The sequence below is a fragment of the Streptomyces sp. CB01635 genome, assembly GCF_002803065.1.
Lineage (GTDB): Bacteria > Actinomycetota > Actinomycetes > Streptomycetales > Streptomycetaceae > Streptomyces.
Genome location: NZ_NNBL01000007.1, coordinates 155,110 through 180,034 on the forward strand (window position 1 = coordinate 155,110; position 24,925 = coordinate 180,034).

Here is a 24,925-nt window from a genome sequence, read left to right on the forward strand (position 1 = left end):
TCTCTTCCTGGTCACCCAGGAGGGAACTTAAGTGAGCACCACCATCAAGGCCACGGCCGTCGCCATGGCGGCCGGTCTCGGACTCGTCGCGCTCTCCGCGTGCGGGGGATCCGGGTCCGGCAAGGACTCTGCGGAGTCCAAGACCGTCACCCTCGTCAGCCATGACTCGTGGGCCGTCTCCAAGAGCGTGCTCAAGGACTTCGAGAAGCGCTCCGGCTACAAGGTCACGGTCCTGAAGGACGGTGACGCGGGTGAGGCCGTCAACAAGGCCATCCTGTCCAAGGACAACCCGCAGGGCGACGTCCTCTTCGGCGTCGACAACACGCTCCTGTCGCGAGCCCTCGACAACGGTCTCTTCCAGCCGTACGAGGCCAAGGGCCTGGACCAGGTCCGCGCCGAGTACCAGCTCGACGGGGACAAGCACCGCGTCACCCCGATCGACACCGGCGACATCTGCGTCAACTACGACAAGAAGTACTTCGCCGATCACAAGCTGACGCCGCCCGCTTCGTTCGACGACCTCGCCAAGCCCGCGTACAAGAACCTGCTGGTCACGGAGAACGTGTCGACGTCGTCGCCCGGTCTCGGCTTCCTGCTCGGCAGCGCCGCGCAGTACGGCGACGAGGGCTGGCAGGGCTACTGGAAGAAGCTCAAGGCCAACGGCGTGAAGGTCGTCGACGGCTGGGAGCAGGCGTACAACGAGGAGTTCTCGGGCTCCGCCGGTGGCAGGAAGGCGGGCGGCGACCGGCCGCTCGTCGTGTCGTACGCGTCGTCGCCGCCGGCCGAGGCGATCTACTCGGACCCGCAGCCGAAGACCGCCCCGACCGGGGTCGCGACCGGTACCTGCTTCCGCCAGACCGAGTTCGCGGGCCTGCTGAGCAACGCGAAGAACGAGAAGGGCGGCAAGGCGCTCCTCGACTTCCTGATCGCGAAGGAGTTCCAGCAGGACATGCCGCTGAACATGTTCGTGGACCCGGTGACGAAGGACGCGGCCCTGCCCGCCGACTACGCGAAGTACGACATCAAGGTCGACGCACCGAAGACGATGGCTCCGAAGAAGATCGCCGACAACCGTGACGCCTGGGTCAAGTCGTGGACCTCACTCGTACTGAAGTGACGCCGCCCGCAGGGCCCCCGGTGAACCAACCGGTAAAGCCCCCGGTGATGCCCTCGGCGAAGTCCCTCAAGGGGCGCGGGAGCGCGGCGCGGCTCGGCCTGATGGCCGTGCCCGTCGCGTTCTTCGCGCTGTTCTTCGCCTATCCGGTCGCGGCGATCGTCTCCCGCGGCCTGAAGGCGGGCGGCCACTGGCAGTTGGGGCGGATCGCCGATGTGCTGGGGCAGCCCGACATCCGGCATGTCCTGTGGTTCACGACCTGGCAGGCGCTCGCGTCGACGGCGCTCACGCTGCTGATCGCGCTCCCCGGCGCGTACGTCTTCGCGCGCTTCGAGTTCAGGGGCAAGCAGGTTCTGAAGGCCGCCGTCACCGTGCCGTTCGTGCTGCCGACCGTCGTCGTCGGCACGGCGTTCCTGGCGCTGGTCGGCCGCGGCGGGCTGCTCGACAGCCTGTGGGGCGTACGCCTCGACACCACCGTGTGGGCGATCCTGCTCGCCCATGTCTTCTTCAACTACGCCGTGGTCGTCCGCACCGTCGGCGGACTGTGGTCGCAGCTCGACCCGCGGCAGGAGGAGGCCGCCCGGATGCTGGGCGCCTCCCGCTGGACGGCCTGGCGGACGGTGACGCTGCCCGCGCTCGGACCGGCCGTCGCGGCCGCCGCACTGATGGTCTTCCTCTTCACGTTCACGTCGTTCGGCGTGGTCCAGATCCTCGGCGGGCCGACCTTCTCCACCCTCGAAGTGGAGATCTACCGGCAGACCGCGCAGATCTTCGACCTCTCCACGGCGGCCGTCCTCACGATCGTGCAGTTCGCCGCCGTCGGGATCATCCTCGCCGTGCACGCCTGGAGCGTGCGCCGCCGGGAGAGCGCGCTGCGCCTCGTCGACGCGGCGCACACCGCCCGGCGCCCGCGCGGCGCGGGTCAGTGGGCGCTGCTCGCCGGGGTGTTCGCCACGGTTGCGGTGCTGATCCTGCTGCCGCTCGGCGTGCTCATCCAGCGCTCGTTCGACGGTCCCGACGGCTTCGGGTTCGCCTACTACAAGGCACTGACCTCGTCCGACAGCGGCGTGTTCCTGGTGCCTCCGATCGAGGCCATCGGTAACTCCCTCACGTACGCGCTCGCCGCGACCGCCATCGCCGTCGTGATCGGCGGACTCGCCGCCGCGGCCCTGGCCCTCCCCCACTCTCGGCTCCGCTCGAGCGGGGGGACCCCCATGGCCGGCCGTCTCGTACGGGGCTTCGACGCGCTCCTCATGCTGCCGCTCGGCGTCTCCGCCGTCACCGTCGGCTTCGGATTCCTGATCACCCTGGACAAGCCGCCCCTCGACCTGCGCGGCGCGTGGATCCTGGTGCCGCTGGCCCAGGCCCTCGTCGGGGTGCCCTTCGTCGTGCGCACGATGCTGCCGGTCCTGCGCGCGGTCGACGGGCGGCTCCGCGAGGCCGCCGCCGTCCTCGGCGCCTCGCCGCTGCGGGCCTGGCGCGAGGTCGATCTGCCGATGGTGCGCAGGGCGCTGCTGATCGCGGCCGGGTTCGCGTTCGCCGTGTCGCTCGGCGAGTTCGGGGCGACCGTGTTCATCGCCCGTCCGGACAACCCCACTCTGCCGGTGGCAGTGGCGCGGCTCCTCGGGCGCGCCGGTGACCTCAACTACGGCCAGGCGATGGCCCTTTCGACGATTCTCATGGTGGTGTGCGCGGTGTCGCTGCTGCTGCTCGAACGCATCCGCACGGACCGTACGACGGGGGAGTTCTGATGGCCCTGCTGACTCTGGACGACGCGACCGTGCGGTTCGGTGGCCCGTCCAAAACGGCGCATGCGGCGCTCGACCAGGTCGGTCTGGAGGTCGCCGAGCACGAGATCGTGTGCGTGCTCGGCCCCAGCGGCAGCGGAAAGTCGACGCTGCTGCGGGTCGTGGCCGGGCTCCAGGGGCTCGACGGGGGCCGTGTGTTCCTCGACGGCCGCGACCAGGCGGGGGTGCCCGCGCACCGGCGGGGCGTCGGCCTCATGTTCCAGGACCACCAGCTGTTCCCGCAGCGCGACGTGGGCGGCAACGTCGCCTTCGGGCTGCGGATGCACGGCGCCTCCCGCTCCGAACAGCAGGACCGTGTACGGGAGTTGCTGGAGCTTGTCGGGCTGCCCGGAGCCCGGCGGCGCGCCGTCGCCTCGCTGTCCGGCGGCGAGCAGCAGCGCGTCGCTCTCGCCCGAGCGCTCGCTCCCCGCCCTCGTCTGCTCATGCTCGACGAGCCGCTCGGTCAGCTCGACCGCTCGCTGCGGGAGCGCCTGGTCGTCGAACTCAGGGAACTATTCGGCGAGTTGGGCACGACCGTGCTCGCCGTGACGCATGACCAGGGCGAGGCCTTCGCGCTCGCCGACCGCGTCGTGGTGATGCGCGACGGACGGATCGCCCAGTCCGGTACGCCACTTGAGGTGTGGCAGCGCCCTGCCGACGAGTTCGTGGCGCGCTTCCTCGGCTTCGACAACGTGGTCGAGGCCATGGTCGCCGGCGAGGCCGCGGACACGCCGTGGGGCAAGGTCCCCGTCCCCGCGGGCTCCCGGCAGGGCCCGGGCCGGATTCTGGTCCGGCCCGCGGGTGTACGCCTTGTGCCCGCCGCCGAGGCCCAGTTGACGTGCACGGTCACCGCGCGCACCTTTCGCGGCACGCATGTCGCCGTACACCTCCAGGCCAGGGAAGCGCCCCGCCTCGAAGCGGCCTGCGCGCTGCGGGACGCGCCGGAGCCGGGGGGCGAGGTCGGGGTGGCGTTCGACGCGGGCGAAATCGTGGTGCTGGACGGCGCGTCCGCCGCATAGGGTCCGCCGTATGACGGAGACCGCGGCACCCGGACAGCTCGCCCATGACCGCTACTGCGACGAAGTCGTGGAGCAGACCGCTCTGTTGGCGGGGCATCTCGCCGGTGCCGACCTCACGGCCACCGTGCCGACCTGCCCCGACTGGACCCTGCGCGACCTCGTCGTGCACCTCGGCGGCGCGCACCGCTGGGTCGGGACGATCGTGCGGACCGGGGCCACCGAGGAGGTCCCCGACGAGAAGGTGCCGGGCTTCGACGGGCCCGGGAGCGACGACCCGGCCGCGCTCGCGGCCTGGCTCATGGAAGGCGCTGAGCTGACCGCGCGGGCGCTGCGCGCCGCGGGCCCCGACACGCGCCTGTGGACCTGGTCCTGGGATCGCACCACCGCTTTCTGGGCCCGCCGCATGACGCACGAGACGGTGATCCACCGGGCGGACGCGGCGCTCACGGCGCAGGCCGCGTACGAGGTGGCGCCCGAGCTCGCCGCCGACGCGATCGACGAGTGGCTGCAGATCGTCGCCTACGCCCAGCAGTCCGACCTGTCCGACAGCGCGGCGCAGCTGCGCGGCGGCGGGCGCAGCCTGCACCTCCACGCCACCGGCACACCGCCGGAGCTGAACGCCGAATGGCTGGTCGAGCTGGGCGAGGACGGCTTCACGTGGCGCCGCGGCCACGAGAAGGCGACCGTCGCTCTGCGGGGGCCGCTCACCGACGTACTGCTCGCGTTCTACCGGCGTGCGCCCCTCGACGGCGGACGCGTGGAGGTGCTCGGGGAGCGGGAGCTGCTGGATTTCTGGCTGGAGTGGGCGACGTTCGGGTAGCCGAGGCCGGCTCCGGCAAGCTCACCAAAGAGTTCAGCTCAGCAAAACCCGCGCTCAGCCCAGCTTCGCGAGCGCGTCCGCCGCTTCCTCCACCGTGTCCACCAGCGCGATCCGCGCGTCCATCGACCGTTCCCGGGCCAGGGCCGTGAGCAGCGGCCAGGCCGGCAGGCGCTCCGTCCAGTGGGCGCGGCCGACGAGGACCATGGGGGTGGGCTCGCCCCGGGACTCGTAGTAGTTCGGCGTCGCGTTGTCGAATATCTCCTGGACGGTGCCGGCCGCGCCCGGCAGGAAGACCACGCCCGCGTTCGAGCGGGCCAGGAGGCCGTCCTCGCGGGTGGCGTTCGCGAAGTACTTCGCGATGTGCCCGGCGAAGGCGTTCGGCGGCTCGTGGCCGTAGAACCAGGTCGGGATGCCGACCGAGTCGCCGCCGTCGGGCCAGCGCGAGCGCACCGCGAAGGCAGCCGACGCCCATGCCGTGACCGACGGGGTGAACGAGGGGGCGGCGGCCAGGAGTTGGAGCGCCTGGGTCAGCATTGCGTCGTCGAACCGTGCCGCGTACGCGCCCAGGTTCGCCGCCTCCATCGCGCCCGGACCGCCGCCCGTGGCGACGGTGACCCCGGACCTGGCGAGCGTCCTGCCGAGCCGCGCCGCGCCCGCGTACCCGTCCGTGCCGCGCGCCATCGCGTGACCGCCCATGACCCCCACCACCCTTGCGCCGGCGAGGAGTTCGTCGAGGGCGTCGGAGACGGAGTCGTCGTGCACGGCCCGCAGCATCGACGCGAAGATGTCGTGGTCGGCCTTGGTCTGCTGGAACCAGTCGTACGCGCGGGCGTCCGGCGTCGACTCGTAGCCGCCCTCCGCGAGACCCGCGAACAGCTCGGCGGGGGAGTACAGATGGCCCCGGTACGGGTCGAAGGGGAGGCCGGGGACCGGCGGGAAGACCAGGGCGCCGGTGGCGCGGATCCGGGCCGCGGCGTCGGGGCCCATCGGACAGCCGAGGAAGACGGCGCCCTCGGCGTCCAGAGCGAGCAGCTCGTCCGTACGCTCCGTCAGGTCGACGGCCTGCACGCGGCGTCCGGCGAGCGAGCCGTGCGCGGCCACGACCTCGTCGAACTCGTCGAGCGTCTCGATCTCACGGCCGGCGTCCGTGTGGGGGATCGCGGGCCTGCGCGGGGCGGGTTCAGGGGTCTGCACCCGCCCATGCTAGGCCGCGGTACCTCCGACCATCAGCCCTGGACGGCCGCCGGGTCCATCCACATGATCTCCCAGGTGTGGCCGTCCGGGTCGTCGAAGGCGCGGCCGTACATGAAGCCGTGGTCCTGCTTCTCACCGGTCTCGGTGCCGCCCGCGGCGATCGCCTTGTCGACGAGCTCGTCGACCTTCTCGCGGCTCTCGGCGCTCAGACACAGCAGCACCTCGGTGCTCTTGGTCGAGTCGACGATCGTCTTCTTCGTGAAGCCGGCGTACTTCTCCTTGGTGAGCAGCATGACCACGATGTGCTCGCTGACCACCACGGAGGCGCAGGTCTCGTCGGAGAACTGCGGGTTGATCGAGTACCCGAGCTCGGTGAAGAACTTCTTCGACGCGTCGAGGTCGTTCACGGCGAGGTTCGGGAAGATCATCTGCTGGTACATGGCGGGTCCGTCTCATTCGTTCGCTGGTGTCGGTGCGGCGTCGCTGTGCCGTACGCAGGGTTAGACGGGTAGCCCGCCCGTAACTCATCGCCCGCCGCGCACTTTCCTTCGATTTCTTTCGTGGGCCCGCCAGAGGTGGTGCGGGCCCCGCTCAGCCGGCGAGCGGGAGCGCCGCCAGTTCCGCGACCACCCATGTCAGCGACCCGAACACGGCGAGCAGTGCCGCTGCGCGCAGCCCGGCCGCACTCCGCAGGAGACTCGCGGGGGCGCCGAGCCGGAGCAGGGCGGCCGTGGTGTCGGAGCGGGCGTGCTTGGCCTCGATCGCGGCCGTGAGGAGCGTGGCGACCGTACAGCCCATGACGAGGACGGCGCCGAGCGTGGACAGCGGACCGAAGTCGGGCTGACGTCCCGACCAGAGGGTGAGCCCCGCGTAGGCGCCGGAGGCCACGGCGCAGACCACGCCCAGGGGGCGGCCGATACGGCGGGCCTCCTCCTGGAGCACCCGGCCCGCCAGGAGCCGCGCCGCTCCGGGCCGCACCGCCTGGAGAGCCCGGCCGCACTGGTACGTGAGCCCGGGACCCGCGAGCGCGAGGCCGAGGGCCGTCAGCGTCCAGCCGGCCAGCACCCCCGCCGGGCTGCCGCCCAGACCGCCCGGCATGGGGAAACCCGCGGTGCCCTGCGCGCGGGAGGCATACGTCTCCACGGCGAGGCCCGCGGCCAGCAGGGCCACGCCCCAGGGCAGACCGGTCGGCGCGGGCACCGGGGCGGCGGGATCGCGCGGATCCGGCTGGGGCTCGCCGGCCTTGACGGCGCGCGGCCGCAGCACGACGGCGGAGGCGGCGGACGAGGCGAGCGGGACCAGGGCGAGCAGGGTCAGGGTGGCGGCCAGGGGCAGGGGCCGGTCGGCGGCGAGGAGGCCGCGGGCGGCGCCGTCGAAGGGCAGCCCGGAGAGGTCGCCGCGCAGGTGCAGGAAGAACAGCAGCGCCAGCATCGAGCCGAGCGTGCAGGCGACCGCGGTGGAGATCGCCGAGATGAGGGTGAGGCGCGCAGGCCCCAGGCCGACCGCGGACAGGCCGGGACGCGGCCGGGTGCCCGGGTCGGTGCGGGCGACGGCGACGGCGAGGTGGACGGTCGCGGCGATCGGCACCAGGCACCAGGCGAGGCGCAGTACGGATCCGGTGGAGGCGTCGGGGTGGCCCATCGCGTAGCCGAGCGTGCACAGCAGGAGGAAACCGGTGCCGGCGGAGGCGGCCGCCACCAGGAGCCTGCGGAGCTGGACGACGGGCTGGCCCCCGCGGGCTAGACGGAGAGCGAGCACGCGGCCCGGCCCTCCGCGTCGGTGCCGCCGGGTACCCCGGGCAGATGGACCGTGTTCACGCGGCGCCCGTCGAGGAGCGACATCGAACGGTCGGCCAGGGCGGCCACCTCGGTGTCGTGCGTGGCGAGGACGACGGTGATGCCGTGCGAGCGGGACGCGGCCATCAGGGTGCGCAGGACGTGGGCGCGGTCGGCGCGGTGCAGCGGCGCCGTGGGCTCGTCGGCGAAGAGCACGGAGGGCGCGGTGACCAGGGCGCGGGCGATGGCTACGCGCTGGCGCTCCGACTGGAGCAGGGCGTGCGGGCGCTTGCGGGCGCACATGCCGATGTCGAGTCGCTCCAGCCACTCCAGGGCGGAGGCCTTGGCGGCGCGGCGGCTGCCGCCGCGCATCATCAGGGCGAGCGCCGTGTTCTCCCAGGCGTTCAGCTCGGGCACGAGGTGCGGCTCGGGGTCGATCCAGGCGAAGCGGTCGCGGCGCAGCCGTTCCCTGACGAGCGGGCCCATGGTGTGCACGGGGGTGCTGTTGAACCAGACCTCGCCCTGCTGGGGCAGGAGCTGGCCGGAGAGGCACTGCAGGAGCGTCGTCTTGCCGCTGCCGCGCGGTCCTGTGACGGCGAGGATCTCGCTCTCGCGGACACCGAGCGAAACGCCGGTGAGCGCGGGCGAGCCGTTGTGGGAGAAGTGCAGGGCGCGTGCCCAGAGCACGTCGTTGTCCGGCGGGGCCACCATGGCGAACACCTCGTTCAGAGACTGCAGATCAGAAATGCCGTAAGACGAGCCGTCCCCCTTACGGGGGAACGAAGGCAGGGCCGATCGGTCACTGGGCACGCTAGGTATTCGCCGGCGCGGGTCGGGAAATGACGCGGCCCGGCCGCCCCCATCTCACTCGGATGGGCGCAGCCGGGCCGGGAGCCGTCAGGCTCAGATCTTGCTCCAGGCCTCCGTGAGGACCTGGCGGATGATGCCCTCGATCTCGTCGAACGTGGACTGGTCCGAGATCAGCGGCGGCGACAGCTGGATGACCGGGTCACCACGGTCGTCGGCGCGGCAGTACAGGCCGTACTCGTAGAGCTTCTTGGACACGAAGCCGTAGAGCACGCGCTCCGACTCCTCGTCCGTGAAGGACTCCTTGGTGTCCTTGTCCTTGACGAGCTCGATGCCGTAGAAGAAGCCGTTGCCGCGGACGTCGCCGACGATCGGCAGGTCGTGCAGCTTCTGCAGCGTCTTGAGGAAGTTGGCCTCGTTGTCGAGCACGTGCTGGTTGAGACCCTCGCGCTCGAACAGGTCGAGGTTGGCGATTGCCACGGCCGAGGAGACCGGGTGGCCACCGAAGGTGTAGCCGTGCAGGAAGGTGTTGTCACCCTTGTAGAACGGCGCCGCGATCCGGTCGGAGACGATGGTCGCACCGATCGGGGAGTAGCCCGAGGTCATGCCCTTGGCGCAGGTGATGATGTCCGGGATGTAGCCGAACTTGTCACAGGCGAACATCGTGCCGAGACGGCCGAAGGCGCAGATGACCTCGTCCGACACGAGCAGCACGTCGTACTGGTCGCAGATCTCGCGCACGCGCTGGAAGTAGCCGGGCGGCGGCGGGAAGCAGCCACCGGCGTTCTGCACGGGCTCGAGGAAGACCGCGGCGACGGTCTCGGGGCCCTCGAAGAGGATCTCCTGCTCGATCTGGTCGGCGGCCCAGCGGCCGAAGGCCTCGGGGTCGTCGCCGTGGATCGGGGCGCGGTAGATGTTGGTGTTCGGCACCTTGTGCGCGCCGGGGACCAGCGGCTCGAAGGGGGCCTTCAGGGCCGGCAGGCCGGTGATCGACAGGGCGCCCTGCGGGGTGCCGTGGTAGGCGACCGCGCGGGAGATGACCTTGTACTTGGTGTGGTTGCCGTTGAGCTTGTGGTACTGCTTCGCAAGCTTCCAGGCGGTCTCGACGGCCTCGCCACCACCGGTGGAGAAGAAGACCTTGTTGAGGTCACCCGGGGCGTAGTGGGCGAGGCGCTCGGCCAGCTCCACAGCCTTCGGGTGGGCGTACGACCACACGGGGAAGAAGGCCAGCTCGGTCGCCTGCTTGGCGGCGACCTCGGCGAGCTCCCTGCGTCCGTGGCCGGCCTGCACCACGAACAGGCCGGAGAGCCCGTCGAGGTACTTCTTGCCCTGGTCGTCGTAGATGTAGGTGCCCTCGCCACGCACGATGGTGGGAACGGGCGCGTTCTCGTACGACGACATGCGGGTGAAGTGCATCCACAGGTGGTCGTACGCGGTTCGGCTGAGGTCCTTGCTCACGGCTATCGGGTTCCCCACATATAGGTCTGCTTCTTGAGCTTGAGGTAGACGAAGCTCTCGGTGGAGCGCACGCCGGGAAGGGTCCGGATGCGTTTGTTGATGACGTCCAGGAGCTGGTCGTCGTCCTCACACACGACCTCCGCGAGGAGGTCGAACGAGCCCGCGGTCATGACCACGTACTCGACTTCCGGCATGGCCGTCAGCGCTTCGGCGACGGGATCGAGGTCACCCTCCGCGTTGATGCCGACCATCGCCTGGCGTCGGAAGCCCACGGTGAGTGGGTCCGTGACGGCGACGATCTGCATCACGCCCTGGTCGAGCAGCTTCTGGACGCGCTGTCGCACGGCTGCTTCGGAGAGGCCGACGGCCTTGCCGATAGCTGCGTACGGCCTACGGCCGTCTTCCTGGAGCTGTTCGATGATGGCGAGGGAAACGGCGTCGAGCGGCGGGGTGCCGGTGCCGTTCCTCGATCCTTTTGGGTCTGCGCTGCGACTGGCCACGTGCCCCACCATGCACGAGGAGTCGACAGTTCCGCAAGCCCGGATCGATGAAATTCGTTGTTTGAGGGCTCGAAGTTCACGGATTTCGCAGATCTGGCGCCCAGGGGGGTGTTGAAAGCGTCGGACTACGGATTAGGGTGGTATCTCATCCAATGGACATCCGACCAGGAGGGCCGCCTCAGTGACCAGCGAGCTGCGTCGTCTGCGCAATTACATCGACGGTGAGTTCCGGGACGCCGCCGACGGACGGACCACCGAGGTGGTCAACCCGGCCAACGGTGAGGCGTACGCGACCGCCCCGCTGTCCGGCGACGCCGATGTGGACGCCGCCATGGCCGCCGCCGCGGCCGCGTTCCCGGCCTGGCGCGACCTCACGCCCAGCGAGCGCCAGAAGGCCCTCCTCAAGATCGCGGACGCGTTCGAGGAGCGGGCCGAGGAGCTCATCGCCGCCGAGGTCGAGAACACCGGCAAGCCGACCGGCCTGACCCGGTCCGAGGAAATCCCGCCCATGGTCGACCAGATCCGCTTCTTCGCGGGTGCGGCGCGCATGCTCGAGGGCCGCTCGGCCGGCGAGTACATGGAGGGCCTGACCTCGATCATCCGCCGCGAGCCCATCGGCGTCTGCGCCCAGGTCGCGCCGTGGAACTACCCGATGATGATGGCCGTCTGGAAGTTCGCCCCGGCGCTCGCCGCGGGCAACACGGTCGTCCTGAAGCCGTCGGACACCACCCCGGCGTCCACGGTCCTGATCGCCGAGATCATCGGCTCCATCGTCCCCAAGGGCGTCTTCAACGTCATCTGCGGTGACCGCGAGACCGGCCGCGCGATGGTCGAGCACAAGACCCCGGCGATGGCCTCCATCACCGGCTCCGTGCGCGCCGGCATCTCGGTCGCCGAGTCCGCCGCCAAGGACGTCAAGCGCGTCCACCTGGAGCTCGGCGGCAAGGCGCCGGTCGTCGTCTTCGAGGACACCGACATCGCCAAGGCCGTCGAGGACATCTCGGTGGCGGGCTTCTTCAACGCGGGCCAGGACTGCACCGCAGCCACCCGCGTCCTCGTCCACGAGTCCATCCACGACGAGTTCGTCCAGGCCCTCGCCAAGGCGGCGGCCGACACGAAGACCGGCCAGCCGGACGACGAGGACGTGCTCTACGGGCCCCTCAACAACCCGAACCAGCTCGCCCAGGTCACCGGCTTCATCGAGCGCCTCCCGGCGCACGCCAAGGTCGAGGCCGGCGGCCACCGCGTCGGCGACAAGGGCTACTTCTACGCCCCGACCGTCGTCTCGGGCGTCAAGCAGGACGACGAGATCATCCAGAACGAGGTCTTCGGACCGGTCATCACCGTCCAGTCCTTCGCGGACGAGGCGCAGGCCGTCGAGTGGGCGAACGGCGTGGAGTACGCGCTGGCCTCCTCGGTCTGGACGAAGGACCACGCGCGCGCGATGCGTATGTCCAAGATCCTCGACTTCGGCTGTGTGTGGATCAACACCCACATCCCGCTGGTCGCCGAGATGCCCCACGGCGGCTTCAAGAAGTCCGGCTACGGCAAGGACCTGTCGGCGTACGGCTTCGACGACTACACGCGCATCAAGCACGTCATGACGTCGATCGAGGGCTGATCAGCGGCATCGATCCGCTCCGTCCGCCCCCGCGTGGCTCCGGCCGCGCGGGGGCGGTGGCATGTCCGGGGAGCGCTGCTGCACGGCGGGCGCCGGTGATCGACAGTGTGTCGGCTCTCACCCCGTCGGCTTGACGCAGCGTCCATTGTCCGGGCCCGCTGGGCGCGGGCATCCTGCACAGGTGCGAGCGACCCCGAGGAACCCCAAGCCGTCCCTGTCCCGCCGTTCCCTGATGCGCGCCCTGGGCGGTGGCGCCGCGGCCGCCGCGGTCGGCGCGCTCGCCTCGGGGTGCGGTGTGCCCGCCGCCTACGTCGCGCCGGGGGACCGCGCCGCGACCGACCGGTCCGGCAGCGACAAGCGGCTCGTCTTCGCCAACTGGCCGCTCTACATCGACGTGGACGACGACGATCCGTCGAAGCGGCCCACGCTCGACGCCTTCCAGAAGCAGACCGGGATCGACGTCAAGTACACCGAAGAGATCAACGACAACGACGAGTTCTTCGGCAAGATCAGCCCGTCCCTGATGAACCACCAGAAGACCGGCCGGGACCTCATCGTCATCAGCGACTGGATGTGCGCCAAGTTCGTGACGCTCGGCTGGGTCCAGGAGATGGACCGCGCCCGTCAGCCGCACGTCACCAAGTACCTCGACCCGCTGCTGCGTTCACCGCACTTCGACCCCGGCCGCAAGTACACCGTGCCGTGGCAGTCCGGCATCACCGGCATCGCGTACAACAAGCGCAGGGTCGGGCGCGAGATCAAGCACGTGTCCGATCTGTGGGCGGCCGACCTCAAGGGCAAGGTCACGCTGTTGTCCGGGCTCGACGAGTCGTTCGCGCTGCTCATGCAGGGCAACGGTGTCGACATCACCCGGTGGACCCCGGACGACTTCCACCGCGTGTGCGACCAGGTCGAGAAGCTCGTCAAGAGCCACCACATCCGCCGCTTCACCGGCAACGACTACATCAAGGACCTCTCCAGCGGCGACGTCCTCGCCTGCCAGGCCTACAGCGGTGATGTCATCCAGCTCCAGGCCGACGATCCGGACATCGAGTTCGTCGTGCCGGAGGAGGGGGGCGAGCTGTGGGCCGAGTCGCTGATGATCCCCAACCTCGCCGACCACAAGCGCAACGCCGAGCGCCTCATCGACTTCTACTACCGGCCGGAGGTCGCCGCCGAGCTGGCCACCTGGGTCAACTACGTGAGCCCCGTGCCGGCCGCCCGCGAGATCCTCGCCGACTCCAAGGACAAGGACACCGCGGCCCTCGCCGAGGACCCGCTGATCTTCCCCGATGACACGATGCGCGCGCGGCTCGCCATCGCGCGCGACATCACGTCGAAGGAACGCCCGGAATTCGCCAAGCGGTGGAACGCGATCGCGGGGCTGTGAGGGGGCCGGCCGGTTGCGGCGCGGTCAGTTCCACAGCGGCGTGGTCACGACCCGGTGGAACGCGTCCGGGTGGCCCTGCGGATAGGTGAGCGTGATGCGCGAGTAGTGCCGGCGGTCCTGGTGCTTGGTCCAGGACTGCGGCCGGTCGAGGCGGACCGTGACGCGGTACGAGCGGAACTTGCCCGCCGCGCAGTACGGCTTGCAGTCGTTGACCAGGCTCGTGCCCGTGGCCACCGCCGTGGACGGGCCCCAATGCGACCACTTGAGCGAGGTGAGGAGGCTGTTGCCGTCCCCGCACGCGAGCATGAAGTCGGTGGGCCGCACCTGTGGCTTCCAGGTGCAGTCGACGAGCACGGTGTCAGCGTGCTTCTGCTGCGGCTTCGGCGCCGCGGTGGAGGCGGAGGCCGGAACCATGGCTGCTGCGAGGGACGCGGCTGCACAGAGTGTGAGCGTCGTCTTCAGTGTTTTGCTCCGCAAAGTACCCTCCCGGCCGATCGGGGGGCCCTGGGCCCCGTGGTGCTCGTTCCGACGCTAAAGGGGTCCCGTGAGATGCGCCACTCGAACGGGCTAGCACCGCACGGACGGAGTACGGGCGGGCCGGTCAGCCCTTGACCGCCGCCATGATGATGCGCTCGGCGACGGGATTCATCGCGTCACCCTTGGCGTCCGTCGCGCCGACGGAGTAGACCACGGTCCGTGACAGGTCGCGGGTCGCGGCGACCCCCGTCACGTACCCGTAGCGGGATCCGGACTTGCCCCAGTACACCGAGCCGCCGGCCTCGAGGCGCTGGAGGCCCGCGCTCATGGTCGCCCCCGGCACGTCCGACGGCACCGTGAACATCTCCTTGAGCTGGGGCCCGGGCACGAGGCGGCCGCCGAAGAGCGCCCGCAGCAGCCGCTCCAGGTCCGCCGTCGTGGAGATCATGTCGCCGGCCGCCCACCGGTCGGACTGGTTCCACTCGGTCACGTCGACGAACCCGCCGCCGTCCAGCTGGTAGCCGCGGTTGTGCGGGCCGTGGATCACGGGGTCGGCGCCGGGGAACGACGTGGCGCGCATTCCGGCGGGACGCAGGACGCGCCGGGTGGCCTCGTCCGCGTACGTGTGGCCCGTGACCTTCTCGATCAGCATGCCGAGAACCGTGTAGTTGATGTTGAGGTACTCCTGTTGCCCGCCCGGGTCGAACGACGGTCCCTTCGCGAGCGCCGACGCCACGACGGCCTGCGGGGTGAGGGTGTCGAAGCGGTGCGCGTACGCGTCCTCGAAGTCGTCGCCGAAGCCGTCACCGGCCTGGATGCCGCTGGTGTGGTTCAGCAGCTGGCGTACGGATATGGGCCGGAAGCCCTTCCCCTTGAAGAGGTCCGGCAGATAGTGCTGCACCGGCGCGTCCAGATTCACGCGGCGCTCGGCGGCGAGCTGGAGCACGACCGCCGCCGTGACGACCTTCGTCGTCGAGCCCGCGCGGAACCGGCCGCCGTCGAGCGCGGCACGGCCCGAGGCCAGGTCACGCACGCCGGAGCTGCCGCGCCACGTGCCGTCCGTGCCGCCGACGCGCACGAGCGCGGCAGTCGCGTCCGCGTCCGGCAGCCCGGAGATCGCCTCGCGCAGTGCGGCTCCGTCCGGGCGGTCCGCCGTGGCCGACGCCCGGGCGGGTGCGTCCGCCAGGGCCGGTACGGCGAGCGGGCCCGCGGCGAGGCCGAGGACGAGGGCGGAGGCAAGGACGGTACGGCGGGTGCGTGCGGGCATGCGGCGCTCCGGGTGAGGTGAGGCGGTCCTGCGGACACGACCATCCTGCGGGAGCCCGGAGAGCCCCGGATCGTCGGTGAGGAGGGCGCCTTCCCTGGAGCCGGCCAGGGTCAACTGGCCCCGGAGTGGAGGAAGTTGTCGGGGTTCACCCCTAAGGGGCGCCGGATCGGGCGGTCAGTTGCCGCGCAGCCCGCACAGCACGTCGATGCGGTTCGTCGTGATCGAGTCGATGCCGAGGCCGAGGAGGCGGCGCATCGCCGACTTCGTGTCCGGGGTCCACGCGGAGACCAGCAGGCCCTGGCGGTGCACATGGGCCGCCAGCTCCCGACTGACCAGCGGGAAACGGTAGTTGAGCCAGGCCGGCCTGACCGCTTCGAGCACCCCGGGCCGTGGCGGGGCCAGCGTCGTCCACGTCAGCGCGATCTCGGCGGCCGGGTCCGCGCGCCGCACCGCCAGCATCGTCTCCGCGCCCGCGCAGTAGTAGGCACGCTCGTCGGCGCCGCAGTCCCGGATGACCCCGACGACCGTACGGACCACGCGCGCGTCCGCGCCCGGCAGGTCCACCATCACCCGCCGCTCGGCCAGTACCTCCATGGCCTGTTCGAGGGTGGGCACGCCGCCCGCGGTGAGGCCGCGCACCTCGTCGTACGAGAGCGCGGAGAGCGGGCGGTCGTGGTCCCACAGCCGCTTGAGAGTGGAGTCGTGCAGCAGCACGGGCACGCCGTCGCGGGTCAGACGGACGTCGATCTCGACCGCGTCCGCTCCCTGCTCCAGCGCGGAGCGCAGGGAGGCGAGGGTGTTCTCACGGACGCGGTAGGGGTCGCCCCGGTGGGCCACGGCAGTCACGGTACGCATGGCCCCATTGTGGTCAGCCGGTCAGGCCCCGGCGAGCCACGTGTCCGTGTACGTGTCGATCTCCGCGGCGATACGGGCCTTGCCCGGCTCGTCGAGGAACGACGCGTCCACCGCGTTCCTGGCGAGCGCTGCCACGCCCCGCTCGTCGAGGTCGAGGAGGCGGGCGGCGACGGCGTACTCGTTGTTGAGGTCCGTGCCGAACATCGGCGGGTCGTCGGAGTTGACGGTGACGACGACCCCGGCGTCGACGAACTGCTTGATGGGGTGCTCCTCGAGGGTCTTCACGGCGCGCGTCGCGATGTTCGACGTCGGGCAGACCTCGAGCGGGATGCGGTGCTCGGCGAGGTGGGCGAGGAGCTTCGGGTCTTGGACGGACGTCGTGCCGTGCCCGATGCGTTCGGCGCCGAGGTGGACCAGCGCGTCCCAGACCGTGCCGGGGCCCGTCGTCTCGCCGGCGTGCGGCACGGAGTGCAGGCCCGCGGCGATCGCCCGGTCGAAGTACGGCTTGAACTGGGGCCGCGGCACGCCGATTTCGGGCCCGCCGAGCCCGAAGGAGACGAGGCCCTCCGGACGGAGCGTGTCGGTGGTCGCGAGCCGCACGGTCTCCTCGGCGGACTCGAGCCCCGCCTCGCCGGGGATGTCGAAGCACCAGCGCAGGACGGTGCCGAACTCGGCCTCGGCCGCCTTGCGGGCGTCCTCGATCGCCTCCATGAAGCCGTACTCGTCGATGCCGCGGCGGACGGAGGAGTACGGGGTGATGGTCAGCTCGGCGTAACGCACGTTCTGCCGGGCCATGTCCCGCGCGACCTCGAACGTGAGGAGTCGGACGTCCTCCGGCGTGCGCACGAGGTCGACGACCGAGAGGTATACGTCGATGAAGTGCGCGAAGTCCGTGAACGTGAAGTAGTCGGCCAGCGCCTCGGGGTCCGTCGGGACCTTGGAGTCCGCGTGGCGGGCCGCGAGCGTGGAGACGATCCGGGGGGACGCCGAGCCGACATGGTGCACATGCAGCTCTGCCTTTGGCAGTCCGGCGATAAAGGCATGCAGATCGGTCACGGATTCCTCCCCAGGAACTTGGATGATCGGCTGATCGGGTGGGTCGCAGTCATCGTAGGCGTGCCACGGCCGCGACCTGGCGGCGGCCGTAGCATGTCGGGACGTCCGGGTGGGAGAAGAAGGGGGACGAGCGAGCGATGTCCGAGGACACAGAGGGCAGAGAGGGCGCCGAGAGCGCCGAGAGCACTGAGAGCACTGAGGGGGGCTACGGTTCGGCGGCTGCGCCGGAGCGGGGGTCGGGGGATCAGCCTGGGGGCAGGGTGTCCCTGGGGAAGCGGGAACCGGACCCGTGGGCGGCTCCGGCGGAGACGGGCCCGCGGGACGCCGTGCCGGGGGATGCGGAACAGGGGGAGGCCGGGCCGGTTGCTCCGGCGCCGGTGAGCCCGTTCGCGCCGCCGTCCCACGCCGAAACCCAGGTGGACCCCTTCGCCGCGCCCTCCGCACCCACCTCGCCCAGCGAGCCGTACAACCCGTTCGCCCCGCCCTCCCCGGGCGCCGCGACGGCCCCCGGCCGCTGGTCACAACAGCCGCAACAGCCGCAACAGCCACACCAACCGCAACACCCGCACGCCCAGCCGCCGGGTGGCCCCTACGGCATGCCCCCCGGCTATCCGGCGGCGCAGGCCGGGGCCCCCTGGGCACCGGGGGCCAACCCCTTCGCGCCGCCCGGTGAGCCCGTGCCCCCGCCGCCCGTCTCGCCCGACGGGCCGGGGCAGATGCAGTACGGCTACCCGGCCGCCCCGTACGGCTACAACTACGGCTACGGTCGGCACGCGGCGACCGGCCCGGCCTCGATGGCCCACGGTGTTCCCGGCTACGGCTGGCCCGGGATGCAGCCGCAACCCGCCAACGGCATGGGCGTCGCCGCTCTGACGCTCGGGATCATCTCGGCCGCCGCCTTCATCCTGTGGCCGATCGCGATCATCGTCGGCGTCCTCGCCATCATCTTCGGCGCGATCGGCCGCGCGAAGGCGAGCCGGGGCGAGGCCACCAACCGTGGCCAGGCCCTGGCCGGACTGATCTGCGGCATCGCCGGTCTGGTGCTCGCGCTGGTCATGATGTTCTTCGTCATCGCATCCAGCGACTCGTCGAGCGGCAGCGACAGCAGTGACGACAGCGGCTACTCCGCCGCCCTGTAGGACACCGACAACGGGGGCCGGGCCGTCAGGCCCGGTCCGCCAGCCGCTCACGCGCCGCCATCAGCGCGAACCCCAGCAGATTGGGGCCACGCCACCGTCTCGGATCGGCGGCCGCCTCCGCGTCGGCCGCGAGACCGATGCCCCACACGCGGTCGAGCGGGCTGGCCTCGACCAGGACTCTCCCCCCACCCTTCGGCCGGGGGACCCCCCTCTCGCTTCGCTCGCCCGTCCCGAGCAGGAACTCCCGCAGATCCGCGTGCGCCGCGAACTTGTGCACGCTGCCCTCGACGACGATCCCGAACCGCTCGCGCGCCCAGACGTCCTCGTCGAAGCCGCGCACGAGGCGCCCCGCCTTCTTGGCCTGCGAGGGATGCGCCGCCCCGACGGCTCTGCGCTCGGCCTCGGCGTCACCGAACAGCCGGGCCTTCGCGGCCATCATCCAGTGCTCGGCCGTCGCGTACTCGACCCCGTCCACCGTGAACGGCGCGACCCACCACTGACTGAGGCAGCCCGCCCCGACCGTGCCGTCGGCCCGCGGCGTGTGCCCCCAGAAGTACAGGTACTTGACCTGTACACCCGCCTCCACCGCCCTGACCAGCGAGTCCTGATCGTGGATGGCCGCGGCCCCCTCAAGCTTGTCGATCTTCCCCATGCACGCGAGTCTGGCACGCACCACGGACACTCCGTCCTTGGTTTTTCTGGGGGACTCGACACCTGGTCGACAGATTCCGTCGCGTAACCAAAAGGCAACAACGGAATCACTTGTTGCGGTACATCGCCTCTGTCAGGATCGGCACTCAAATCGAGCTGGAGCTACGCCGGCCCCGCGGGACGGGGCTCCGGCGGAGGAGAGCGATAATGCACAACCCTGGCAACAGCACCCGCTTCCAGGCCCAGGACCGGTTCGCCGAAGGCGCCCAGTACATCGCGGGCCGCCTCACCAAGGGCACATCGGGCCGCACCCACGCAGTCGTCGACCCGGCCACCGGCCAGGACGTCTACACGTACGAGCTGGCCGGCACCGAAGACGTCGACGCCGCCGTGGCCGCGGCCCGCGAGGCCTTCCCCGGCTGGGCCGGCGCCACGCCGGGCGAGCGCTCCGACGCGATGCACCGCTTCGCGGGCGTCCTGGCCGAGCGCGCCGAGGACCTCGCCCAGGCCGAGTCCCTGCAGTGCGGCAAGCCCCTCAAGCTGAGCCGCGAGTTCGACGTCCCCGGGACCGTCGACAACACCGCGTTCTTCGCGGGCGCCGCCCGGCACCTCCAGGGCCAGTCCGCCGGCGAGTACAGCGGCGACCACACCTCGTACGTGCGGCGCGAGCCCATCGGTGTCGTCGGGTCCATCGCTCCCTGGAACTACCCGCTCCAGATGGCCGCCTGGAAGGTCCTTCCGGCGATCGCCGCGGGCAACACCATCGTGCTCAAGCCCGCCGAGCTGACCCCGCTCACCTCCCTCCTGTTCGCGCAGGCCGCGACCGAGGCGGGCATCCCCGACGGTGTCGTCAACATCGTCACGGGCGCGGGCAGGGACGCCGGCGAGCACCTTGTCGGACACCCCGACGTCGCCATGACCTCCTTCACCGGGTCGACGGGCGTCGGCAAGCGCGTCGCCGAGATCGCCACCTCCACCGTGAAGCGGCTGCATCTGGAGCTCGGCGGCAAGGCGCCGTTCGTCGTGTTCGACGACGCCGACCTGGAGGCCGCCGTGCACGGCGCGGTCGCGGGCGCCCTGATCAACACCGGCCAGGACTGCACCGCCGCCACGCGCGCGTACGTGCAGCGTCCCCTCTACGACGCCTTCGTGCAGGGCGTGGCGGACCTCATGGAGAGCGTCCGGGTCGGCGACCCGTTCGCGCCGGACACCGACCTCGGCCCGCTGATCTCGCACGCCCAGCGCGACCGCGTCGCCGGATTCGTCGACCGGGCCCGCTCCTACGCGCGCGTGGTCGCCGGCGGCGTCATCCCCCGGGGTGACCTCGAGCAGGGCGCGTACTACCGGCCGACCCTCGTCGCGGACGCCGCCCAGGACAGCGAGATCGTCCAGGCCGAGATCTTCGGCCCGGTGCTCGTGGTCCTGCCCTTCGACAGCGACGACGAGGGCATCCGCCTCGCCAACGACACCCCCTACGGCCTGGCCGCGTCGGCCTGGACCAGGGACGTGTTCCGTGCCAACCGCGCCACCCGCGACATCAAGGCGGGCTGTGTCTGGGTCAACGACCACATCCCGATCCTCAGCGAGATGCCGCACGGCGGATACAAGGCGTCCGGCTTCGGCAAGGACATGTCTGCCTACTCCTTCGAGGAGTACACGCAGATCAAGCACGTCATGTTCGACAACACCGCGGTCGCCCGAAAGGCCTGGCACCGCACGATCTTCGGGGACCGACCCTAGCCATCTGCGGCTGCCGCCGCGGGCAGCCGGCCGGCCGCCCGCGAGGGCGGCCATCTCTCCCGAAAGGGCACCCACGCGCATGGAGCAGTACGAGCCCGAAAGCCTGTCCTCGGCACAACTCGCCGCCATGCGGCGCAGTTTCCGCAACGGCAGGGCGGCCATGACCCGCCGCTCGCTGCTGCGCGCCTCCGCGGGCGGCGCGCTGGCCGTCGGCGGGATCGGGTCGCTGAGCGCCTGCGGCATTCCCGCGGCGAGCAAGGGCCAGGGCGACGTCTCGTCGGAGGACCACTCGGCCAAGGAGAAGGTCGTCAACTTCTCCAACTGGACGGAGTACATCGACCTCAGCGACGACGAGAAGCACCGGCCCTCCCTGGACGCGTTCACCAAGCGCACCGGGATCAGGGTCAAGTACACCGAGGACATCAACGACAACGTCGAGTTCTTCGGCAAGATCAAGCCGCAGCTCGCGGCGGGCCAGGACACCGGCCGGGACATCATCGTCCTCACCGACTGGCTGGCCTCGCGGCTGATCCGCTTCGGCTGGGTGCAGAAGCTCGACCCGGCCAACCTGCCCCATGCGTACGCGAATCTGTCCGCCCAGTTCCGCAGCCCCGACTGGGACCCGGGCCGTGCCTACTCGTACCCGTGGCAGGGCATCGCCACGGTCATCGCGTACAACGCCAAGGCCACGAACGGCAGGGAGGTCACCTCCGTCTCGCAGCTGCTCGACGACCCCAAGCTCAAGGGCAAGGTCGGCCTGCTCTCCGAGATGCGCGACAGCGTCGGCATGACCCTGCTCGACATGGGCAAGGACCCGGGCACCTTCACGTCCGACGACTTCGACGCGGCGATAGCCCGGATGCAGAAGGGCGTCGACAGCAAGCAGGTCCGCCGTTTCACCGGCAACGACTACATCGCCGACCTGAGCAAGGGGGACCTCGCGGCCTGTCTCGCCTGGGCGGGCGACATCGTCCAGCTCCAGGCGGACAACCCGGACGTCAAGTTCCATATCCCCGACGCCGGTTACATCTCGTCGACGGACAACATGCTGATCCCCAACAGGGCCCGTCACAAGACGAACGCCGAGAAGCTCATGGACTACTACTACGAGCTGCCGGTCGCCGCCGAACTCGCCGCCTGGATCAACTACGTGACGCCCGTCGACGGAGTGAAGCCCGAACTGGCCAAGATCGACAAGAGCATCGCGAACGACCCGCTGATCGTTCCCGACAAGACCATGGGTGCCAAGGCGCACGGTTTCCGCTCTCTCACCTCCAAGGAAGAGAAGGCGTTCGAAGAGAAGTTCGCCCAGCTCACCGGCGCGTGAGACCCGCAGCACCGAGCCCCCTGCCCCCTCGACTCCTTGGACTGCACCATGACGACAGAAAACGGCGGCGACGTCCGCCTTGCCGGGATCAGCAAGACCTACGGTTCCTTCACCGCCGTCCAGCCGCTGGACCTGACCGTGCCGCAGGGCTCCTTCTTCGCCCTTCTCGGCGCCTCGGGCTGCGGCAAGACCACGACCCTGCGGATGATCGCCGGGCTCGAGGAGCCCAGCTCCGGCACGGTCCTGCTCGGCGACCAGGACGTCACCGCGCTGCCTCCCTACAAGCGCCCGGTGAACACCGTCTTCCAGTCGTACGCGCTCTTCCCGCACCTCGACATCTTCGAGAACGTCGCCTTCGGCCTGCGCCGTCGCGGCATCAAGTCCGTGAAGAAGCAGGTCGGGGAGATGCTCGACCTGGTCCAGCTCGGCGAGCAGGCCCGCAAGAAGCCGCACCAGCTCTCCGGCGGCCAGCAGCAGCGCGTCGCCGTGGCGCGCGCCCTGATCAACCACCCGAAGGTGCTGCTCCTCGACGAGCCGCTCGGCGCCCTCGACCTCAAGCTGCGCCGCCAGATGCAGCTCGAACTCAAGCGCATCCAGACCGAGGTGGGCATCACGTTCATCCACGTCACGCACGACCAGGAGGAGGCCATGACCATGGCCGACACGGTCGCCGTGATGAACGCGGGCCGCGTCGAACAGCTGGGCGCTCCGGCGGACCTGTACGAGAACCCGGGGTCCACGTTCGTCGCCAACTTCCTCGGCACGTCCAACTTCATCGAGGCCGAGGTCGCCGGCCGCAGCGGCGAGGACCTCACCCTGAAGGCCGGCGACGGCAAGCTCGTGCTGCCCGCCGCCCGCTGTACGGCCGGCACCACCACCGGCGGGAAGGTCCTCGTCGGTGTGCGCCCCGAGAAGATCTCCCTCACCCACGCCGATGACGCGGGCTCCATACCCGACGGCCGCAACCGCATCACCGGCCGCGTCGCCGACAGCAGCTTCATCGGCGTCTCCACGCAGTACGTCGTGGACAGCCCGCTCTGCGACGCCTTCGAGGTCTACGCCCAGAACATCGAACGCGACACCCGGCTCACCCCCGGCGCCGAGGTCGTCCTGCACTGGAACCCCGCGCACACGTTCGGCCTCGACGCCGCCCAGGACATCGAGGCGGGCGCCGCGAAGGTCGAGGAGGACGCCGCCGCATGACGACCGTCACCGACACCCCCGCGGCGCCGCCGGCCGTCAAGACCGCGCGCCCGCCGCGCAAGCGCGGCCGCCTCGTCCCGTACTGGCTGCTGCTGCCCGGCCTGCTGTGGCTGGTCGTCTTCTTCGCCCTGCCGATGGTCTACCAGGCGTCCACGTCGATCCAGACGGGTTCCCTGGAGGACGGCTTCAAGGTCACCTGGCACTTCGCGACCTACTGGGACGCGCTCGCCGACTACTGGCCGCAGTTCCTGCGCTCGGTGCTCTACGCGGGCGCCGCCACGATCCTGTGCCTGGCGCTCGGCTACCCGCTGGCCTACCTCATCGCCTTCCGCGCGGGACGCTGGCGCAACGTCGTCCTCATCCTCGTCATCGCGCCGTTCTTCACCAGCTTCCTGATCCGCACGCTGGCCTGGAAGACGATCCTTTCCGACAGCGGCCCGGTCGTCAGCACGCTGAACGCCCTGCACATCCTGGACGTCACGAGCTGGATCGGCATGACGGACGGCGACCGCGTCCTCGCGACCCCGCTCGCCGTGATCTGCGGACTCACGTACAACTTCCTGCCGTTCATGATCCTGCCGCTCTACACCTCGCTGGAGCGCATCGACGGCCGGCTGCACGAGGCGGCGGGCGACCTGTACGCCTCGCCCGCCACCACCTTCCGCAAGGTGACGTTCCCGCTCTCCATGCCGGGTGTCGTCTCCGGCACGCTGCTCACCTTCATCCCCGCCGCCGGTGACTACGTCAACGCGGACCTGCTCGGCTCCACCGACACCCGCATGGTCGGCAACGTCATCCAGACGCAGTTCCTGCGCATCCTGGACTACCCGACGGCGGCGGCGCTCTCCTTCATCCTGATGGCCGCGATCCTGATCATGGTCACCGTCTATATCCGCCGGTCCGGAACGGAGGACTTGGTCTGATGCCCTTCGTACGCTGGCTGCGCCGCAATCTCGTCGTCATCGCGGGTCTGGTCACCCTCGGCTATCTGCTCCTGCCCAACGTCATCGTGACGGTGTTCTCCTTCAACAAGCCGAAGGGGCGCTTCAACTACGAGTGGCAGCAGTTCTCCCTCGACGCGTGGACGAACCCGTGCGGCGTCGCCGACATGTGCGGCTCGCTGTCCCTGAGCCTCCAGATCGCCCTGTGGGCGACGATCGGCGCCACCGTCCTCGGCACGATGATCGCCTTCGCCCTGGTGCGCTACCGCTTCCGGGCCCGCGGCGCCGTGAACTCGCTGATCTTCCTGCCGATGGCGATGCCCGAGGTCGTCATGGCCGCCTCGCTGCTCACGCTCTTCCTCAACATGGGCGCGCAGCTCGGCTTCTGGACGATCCTCATCGCCCACATCATGTTCTGCCTCAGCTTCGTCGTGACGGCCGTCAAGGCGCGCGTCATGTCGATGGACCCGCGCCTCGAACAGGCCGCCCAGGACCTCTACGCCGGTCCCGTCCAGACCTTCGTACGGGTCACCCTGCCGATCGCCGCGCCGGGCATCGCCGCGGGCGCGCTGCTCGCCTTCGCGCTCTCCTTCGACGACTTCATCATCACCAACTTCAACGCGGGCTCGACCGTGACCTTCCCCATGTTCGTCTGGGGATCGGCGCAGCGCGGTACGCCCGTTCAGATCAATGTCATCGGTACGGCGATGTTCATCGTCGCCGTGCTGCTGGTCCTTGCCGCAATGCTGATCGGCAAGCGAAAGAACAAGGCAGTTTGAGGGAG

23 protein-coding genes are annotated in these 24,925 nt (G+C 70.4%); 12 read left to right on the top strand and 11 right to left on the bottom strand.

Annotation, left to right across the window (positions count from 1 at the left end; translation table 11 throughout):
- Positions 1 to 64: 64 nt before the first annotated feature.
- The 4 genes from CG723_RS21435 (at position 65) to CG723_RS21450 (ending at position 4,740) form a co-directional block, all read left to right on the top strand.
- Positions 65 to 1,117 carry a thiamine ABC transporter substrate-binding protein gene (locus CG723_RS21435; RefSeq protein WP_100595181.1) on the top strand — a complete coding sequence of 351 codons (1,053 nt, stop codon included), beginning with the start codon at positions 65 to 67 and terminating at the stop codon, positions 1,115 to 1,117.
- A 101-nt stretch (positions 1,118 to 1,218) separates the two neighbouring features.
- On the top strand, positions 1,219 to 2,865 hold the full coding sequence (locus CG723_RS21440) for an ABC transporter permease (RefSeq protein WP_100595182.1): 1,647 nt from the start codon (positions 1,219 to 1,221) through the stop codon (positions 2,863 to 2,865).
- Positions 2,865 to 3,920 (top strand): ABC transporter ATP-binding protein, encoded by a 1,056-nt coding sequence (locus CG723_RS21445; protein WP_100595089.1) that lies wholly within the window; start codon positions 2,865 to 2,867, stop codon positions 3,918 to 3,920. The genes CG723_RS21440 and CG723_RS21445 overlap by 1 nt, the downstream gene beginning before the upstream one ends.
- Positions 3,921 to 3,930: 10 nt before the next feature.
- Positions 3,931 to 4,740, top strand: a complete 810-nt coding sequence (locus tag CG723_RS21450; protein ID WP_100595090.1) for a maleylpyruvate isomerase family mycothiol-dependent enzyme — start codon at positions 3,931 to 3,933, stop codon at positions 4,738 to 4,740.
- A gap of 54 nt (positions 4,741 to 4,794) precedes the next feature.
- Here CG723_RS21450 and CG723_RS21455 read toward each other — a convergent pair whose 3' ends face one another.
- From CG723_RS21455 to CG723_RS21480, 6 genes are all read right to left on the bottom strand, one after another.
- Positions 4,795 to 5,934 (bottom strand): LOG family protein, encoded by a 1,140-nt coding sequence (locus tag CG723_RS21455; RefSeq protein ID WP_234374433.1) that lies wholly within the window; start codon positions 5,932 to 5,934, stop codon positions 4,795 to 4,797.
- A gap of 32 nt (positions 5,935 to 5,966) precedes the next feature.
- Entirely contained in the window at positions 5,967 to 6,374 is a 408-nt protein-coding gene (locus tag CG723_RS21460) for a VOC family protein (protein ID WP_100595091.1), read from the bottom strand.
- Positions 6,375 to 6,525: 151 nt separating this feature from the next.
- Positions 6,526 to 7,692 (bottom strand): hypothetical protein, encoded by a 1,167-nt coding sequence (locus CG723_RS21465; RefSeq protein ID WP_100595092.1) that lies wholly within the window; start codon positions 7,690 to 7,692, stop codon positions 6,526 to 6,528.
- Positions 7,674 to 8,420 carry an ABC transporter ATP-binding protein gene (locus CG723_RS21470; protein WP_100595093.1) on the bottom strand — a complete coding sequence of 249 codons (747 nt, stop codon included), beginning with the start codon at positions 8,418 to 8,420 and terminating at the stop codon, positions 7,674 to 7,676. The genes CG723_RS21465 and CG723_RS21470 overlap by 19 nt, the downstream gene beginning before the upstream one ends.
- A 192-nt stretch (positions 8,421 to 8,612) precedes the next feature.
- Positions 8,613 to 9,992 carry an aspartate aminotransferase family protein gene (locus CG723_RS21475; protein ID WP_100595094.1) on the bottom strand — a complete coding sequence of 460 codons (1,380 nt, stop codon included), beginning with the start codon at positions 9,990 to 9,992 and terminating at the stop codon, positions 8,613 to 8,615.
- Positions 9,977 to 10,474, bottom strand: coding sequence for an Lrp/AsnC family transcriptional regulator (locus CG723_RS21480; RefSeq protein WP_100595184.1), 498 nt, complete (start codon positions 10,472 to 10,474; stop codon positions 9,977 to 9,979). Before CG723_RS21480 ends, CG723_RS21475 begins: the two co-directional genes overlap by 16 nt.
- Before the next feature lie 181 nt (positions 10,475 to 10,655).
- On the opposite strand from CG723_RS21480, the gene CG723_RS21485 reads away from it, so the two are divergent.
- Entirely contained in the window at positions 10,656 to 12,095 is a 1,440-nt protein-coding gene (locus CG723_RS21485) for a gamma-aminobutyraldehyde dehydrogenase (RefSeq protein ID WP_100595095.1), read from the top strand.
- 232 nt (positions 12,096 to 12,327) lie between these two features.
- The gene (locus CG723_RS21490; protein WP_100595096.1) at positions 12,328 to 13,485 is read left to right on the top strand and encodes a polyamine ABC transporter substrate-binding protein; all 1,158 of its coding nucleotides are present in this window, start codon (positions 12,328 to 12,330) and stop codon (positions 13,483 to 13,485) included.
- A gap of 24 nt (positions 13,486 to 13,509) precedes the next feature.
- On the opposite strand, the gene CG723_RS21495 is transcribed toward CG723_RS21490, so the two are convergent.
- The 4 genes from CG723_RS21495 to CG723_RS21510 form a co-directional block, all read right to left on the bottom strand.
- Entirely contained in the window at positions 13,510 to 13,899 is a 390-nt protein-coding gene (locus CG723_RS21495; protein ID WP_234374434.1) for a hypothetical protein, read from the bottom strand.
- Between the two features lie 187 nt (positions 13,900 to 14,086).
- Positions 14,087 to 15,229 carry a serine hydrolase domain-containing protein gene (locus CG723_RS21500; protein ID WP_100595098.1) on the bottom strand — a complete coding sequence of 381 codons (1,143 nt, stop codon included), beginning with the start codon at positions 15,227 to 15,229 and terminating at the stop codon, positions 14,087 to 14,089.
- 174 nt (positions 15,230 to 15,403) lie between these two features.
- Complete coding sequence (locus CG723_RS21505) at positions 15,404 to 16,084, bottom strand: glycerophosphodiester phosphodiesterase (RefSeq protein WP_100595099.1); 681 nt, start codon at positions 16,082 to 16,084, stop codon at positions 15,404 to 15,406.
- Positions 16,085 to 16,105: 21 nt separating this feature from the next.
- Positions 16,106 to 17,140 carry an adenosine deaminase gene (locus tag CG723_RS21510; RefSeq protein ID WP_442802578.1) on the bottom strand — a complete coding sequence of 345 codons (1,035 nt, stop codon included), beginning with the start codon at positions 17,138 to 17,140 and terminating at the stop codon, positions 16,106 to 16,108.
- Positions 17,141 to 17,400: 260 nt separating this feature from the next.
- Here CG723_RS21510 and CG723_RS47650 point away from each other — a divergent pair, with 260 nt between their 5' ends.
- On the top strand, positions 17,401 to 18,279 hold the full coding sequence (locus tag CG723_RS47650) for a DUF4190 domain-containing protein (protein ID WP_234374439.1): 879 nt from the start codon (positions 17,401 to 17,403) through the stop codon (positions 18,277 to 18,279).
- 25 nt (positions 18,280 to 18,304) lie between these two features.
- Here CG723_RS47650 and CG723_RS21520 read toward each other — a convergent pair whose 3' ends face one another.
- Complete coding sequence (locus tag CG723_RS21520) at positions 18,305 to 18,931, bottom strand: NADAR family protein (protein WP_199841837.1); 627 nt, start codon at positions 18,929 to 18,931, stop codon at positions 18,305 to 18,307.
- Between the two features lie 206 nt (positions 18,932 to 19,137).
- Here CG723_RS21520 and CG723_RS21525 point away from each other — a divergent pair, with 206 nt between their 5' ends.
- The 5 genes from CG723_RS21525 (at position 19,138) to CG723_RS21545 (ending at position 24,920) form a co-directional block, all read left to right on the top strand.
- Positions 19,138 to 20,670 carry a gamma-aminobutyraldehyde dehydrogenase gene (locus tag CG723_RS21525; protein ID WP_100595101.1) on the top strand — a complete coding sequence of 511 codons (1,533 nt, stop codon included), beginning with the start codon at positions 19,138 to 19,140 and terminating at the stop codon, positions 20,668 to 20,670.
- Positions 20,671 to 20,749: 79 nt separating this feature from the next.
- Positions 20,750 to 21,997 carry a polyamine ABC transporter substrate-binding protein gene (locus tag CG723_RS21530; RefSeq protein WP_100595102.1) on the top strand — a complete coding sequence of 416 codons (1,248 nt, stop codon included), beginning with the start codon at positions 20,750 to 20,752 and terminating at the stop codon, positions 21,995 to 21,997.
- Between the two features lie 48 nt (positions 21,998 to 22,045).
- Positions 22,046 to 23,200 (top strand): ABC transporter ATP-binding protein, encoded by a 1,155-nt coding sequence (locus CG723_RS21535; RefSeq protein WP_100595103.1) that lies wholly within the window; start codon positions 22,046 to 22,048, stop codon positions 23,198 to 23,200.
- The gene (locus CG723_RS21540; protein WP_100595104.1) at positions 23,197 to 24,123 is read left to right on the top strand and encodes an ABC transporter permease; all 927 of its coding nucleotides are present in this window, start codon (positions 23,197 to 23,199) and stop codon (positions 24,121 to 24,123) included. Before CG723_RS21535 ends, CG723_RS21540 begins: the two co-directional genes overlap by 4 nt.
- Positions 24,123 to 24,920 (top strand): ABC transporter permease, encoded by a 798-nt coding sequence (locus CG723_RS21545; protein ID WP_100595105.1) that lies wholly within the window; start codon positions 24,123 to 24,125, stop codon positions 24,918 to 24,920. Before CG723_RS21540 ends, CG723_RS21545 begins: the two co-directional genes overlap by 1 nt.
- The last annotated feature ends 5 nt before the right edge of the window (positions 24,921 to 24,925 follow it).

Excerpts from the sequence above, each read along its gene's own strand:
- CG723_RS21435 (WP_100595181.1), top strand. The coding sequence starts at position 65 with ATGGCGGCCGGTCTCGGACTCGTCGCGCTCTCCGCGTGCGGGGGATCC.
- CG723_RS21440 (WP_100595182.1), top strand. The coding sequence starts at position 1,219 with ATGGCCGTGCCCGTCGCGTTCTTCGCGCTGTTCTTCGCCTATCCGGTC.
- CG723_RS21445 (WP_100595089.1), top strand. The coding sequence starts at position 2,865 with ATGGCCCTGCTGACTCTGGACGACGCGACCGTGCGGTTCGGTGGCCCG.
- CG723_RS21450 (WP_100595090.1), top strand. The coding sequence starts at position 3,931 with ATGACGGAGACCGCGGCACCCGGACAGCTCGCCCATGACCGCTACTGC.
- CG723_RS21460 (WP_100595091.1), bottom strand. The coding sequence starts at position 6,374 with ATGTACCAGCAGATGATCTTCCCGAACCTCGCCGTGAACGACCTCGAC.
- CG723_RS21470 (WP_100595093.1), bottom strand. The coding sequence starts at position 8,420 with ATGGTGGCCCCGCCGGACAACGACGTGCTCTGGGCACGCGCCCTGCAC.
- CG723_RS21490 (WP_100595096.1), top strand. The coding sequence starts at position 12,328 with ATGCGCGCCCTGGGCGGTGGCGCCGCGGCCGCCGCGGTCGGCGCGCTC.
- CG723_RS21495 (WP_234374434.1), bottom strand. The coding sequence starts at position 13,899 with ATGGTTCCGGCCTCCGCCTCCACCGCGGCGCCGAAGCCGCAGCAGAAG.
- CG723_RS21500 (WP_100595098.1), bottom strand. The coding sequence starts at position 15,229 with ATGCCCGCACGCACCCGCCGTACCGTCCTTGCCTCCGCCCTCGTCCTC.
- CG723_RS21505 (WP_100595099.1), bottom strand. The coding sequence starts at position 16,084 with ATGCGTACCGTGACTGCCGTGGCCCACCGGGGCGACCCCTACCGCGTC.
- CG723_RS21520 (WP_199841837.1), bottom strand. The coding sequence starts at position 18,931 with ATGGGGAAGATCGACAAGCTTGAGGGGGCCGCGGCCATCCACGATCAG.
- CG723_RS21525 (WP_100595101.1), top strand. The coding sequence starts at position 19,138 with ATGCACAACCCTGGCAACAGCACCCGCTTCCAGGCCCAGGACCGGTTC.
- CG723_RS21530 (WP_100595102.1), top strand. The coding sequence starts at position 20,750 with ATGGAGCAGTACGAGCCCGAAAGCCTGTCCTCGGCACAACTCGCCGCC.
- CG723_RS21535 (WP_100595103.1), top strand. The coding sequence starts at position 22,046 with ATGACGACAGAAAACGGCGGCGACGTCCGCCTTGCCGGGATCAGCAAG.
- CG723_RS21540 (WP_100595104.1), top strand. The coding sequence starts at position 23,197 with ATGACGACCGTCACCGACACCCCCGCGGCGCCGCCGGCCGTCAAGACC.
- CG723_RS21545 (WP_100595105.1), top strand. The coding sequence starts at position 24,123 with ATGCCCTTCGTACGCTGGCTGCGCCGCAATCTCGTCGTCATCGCGGGT.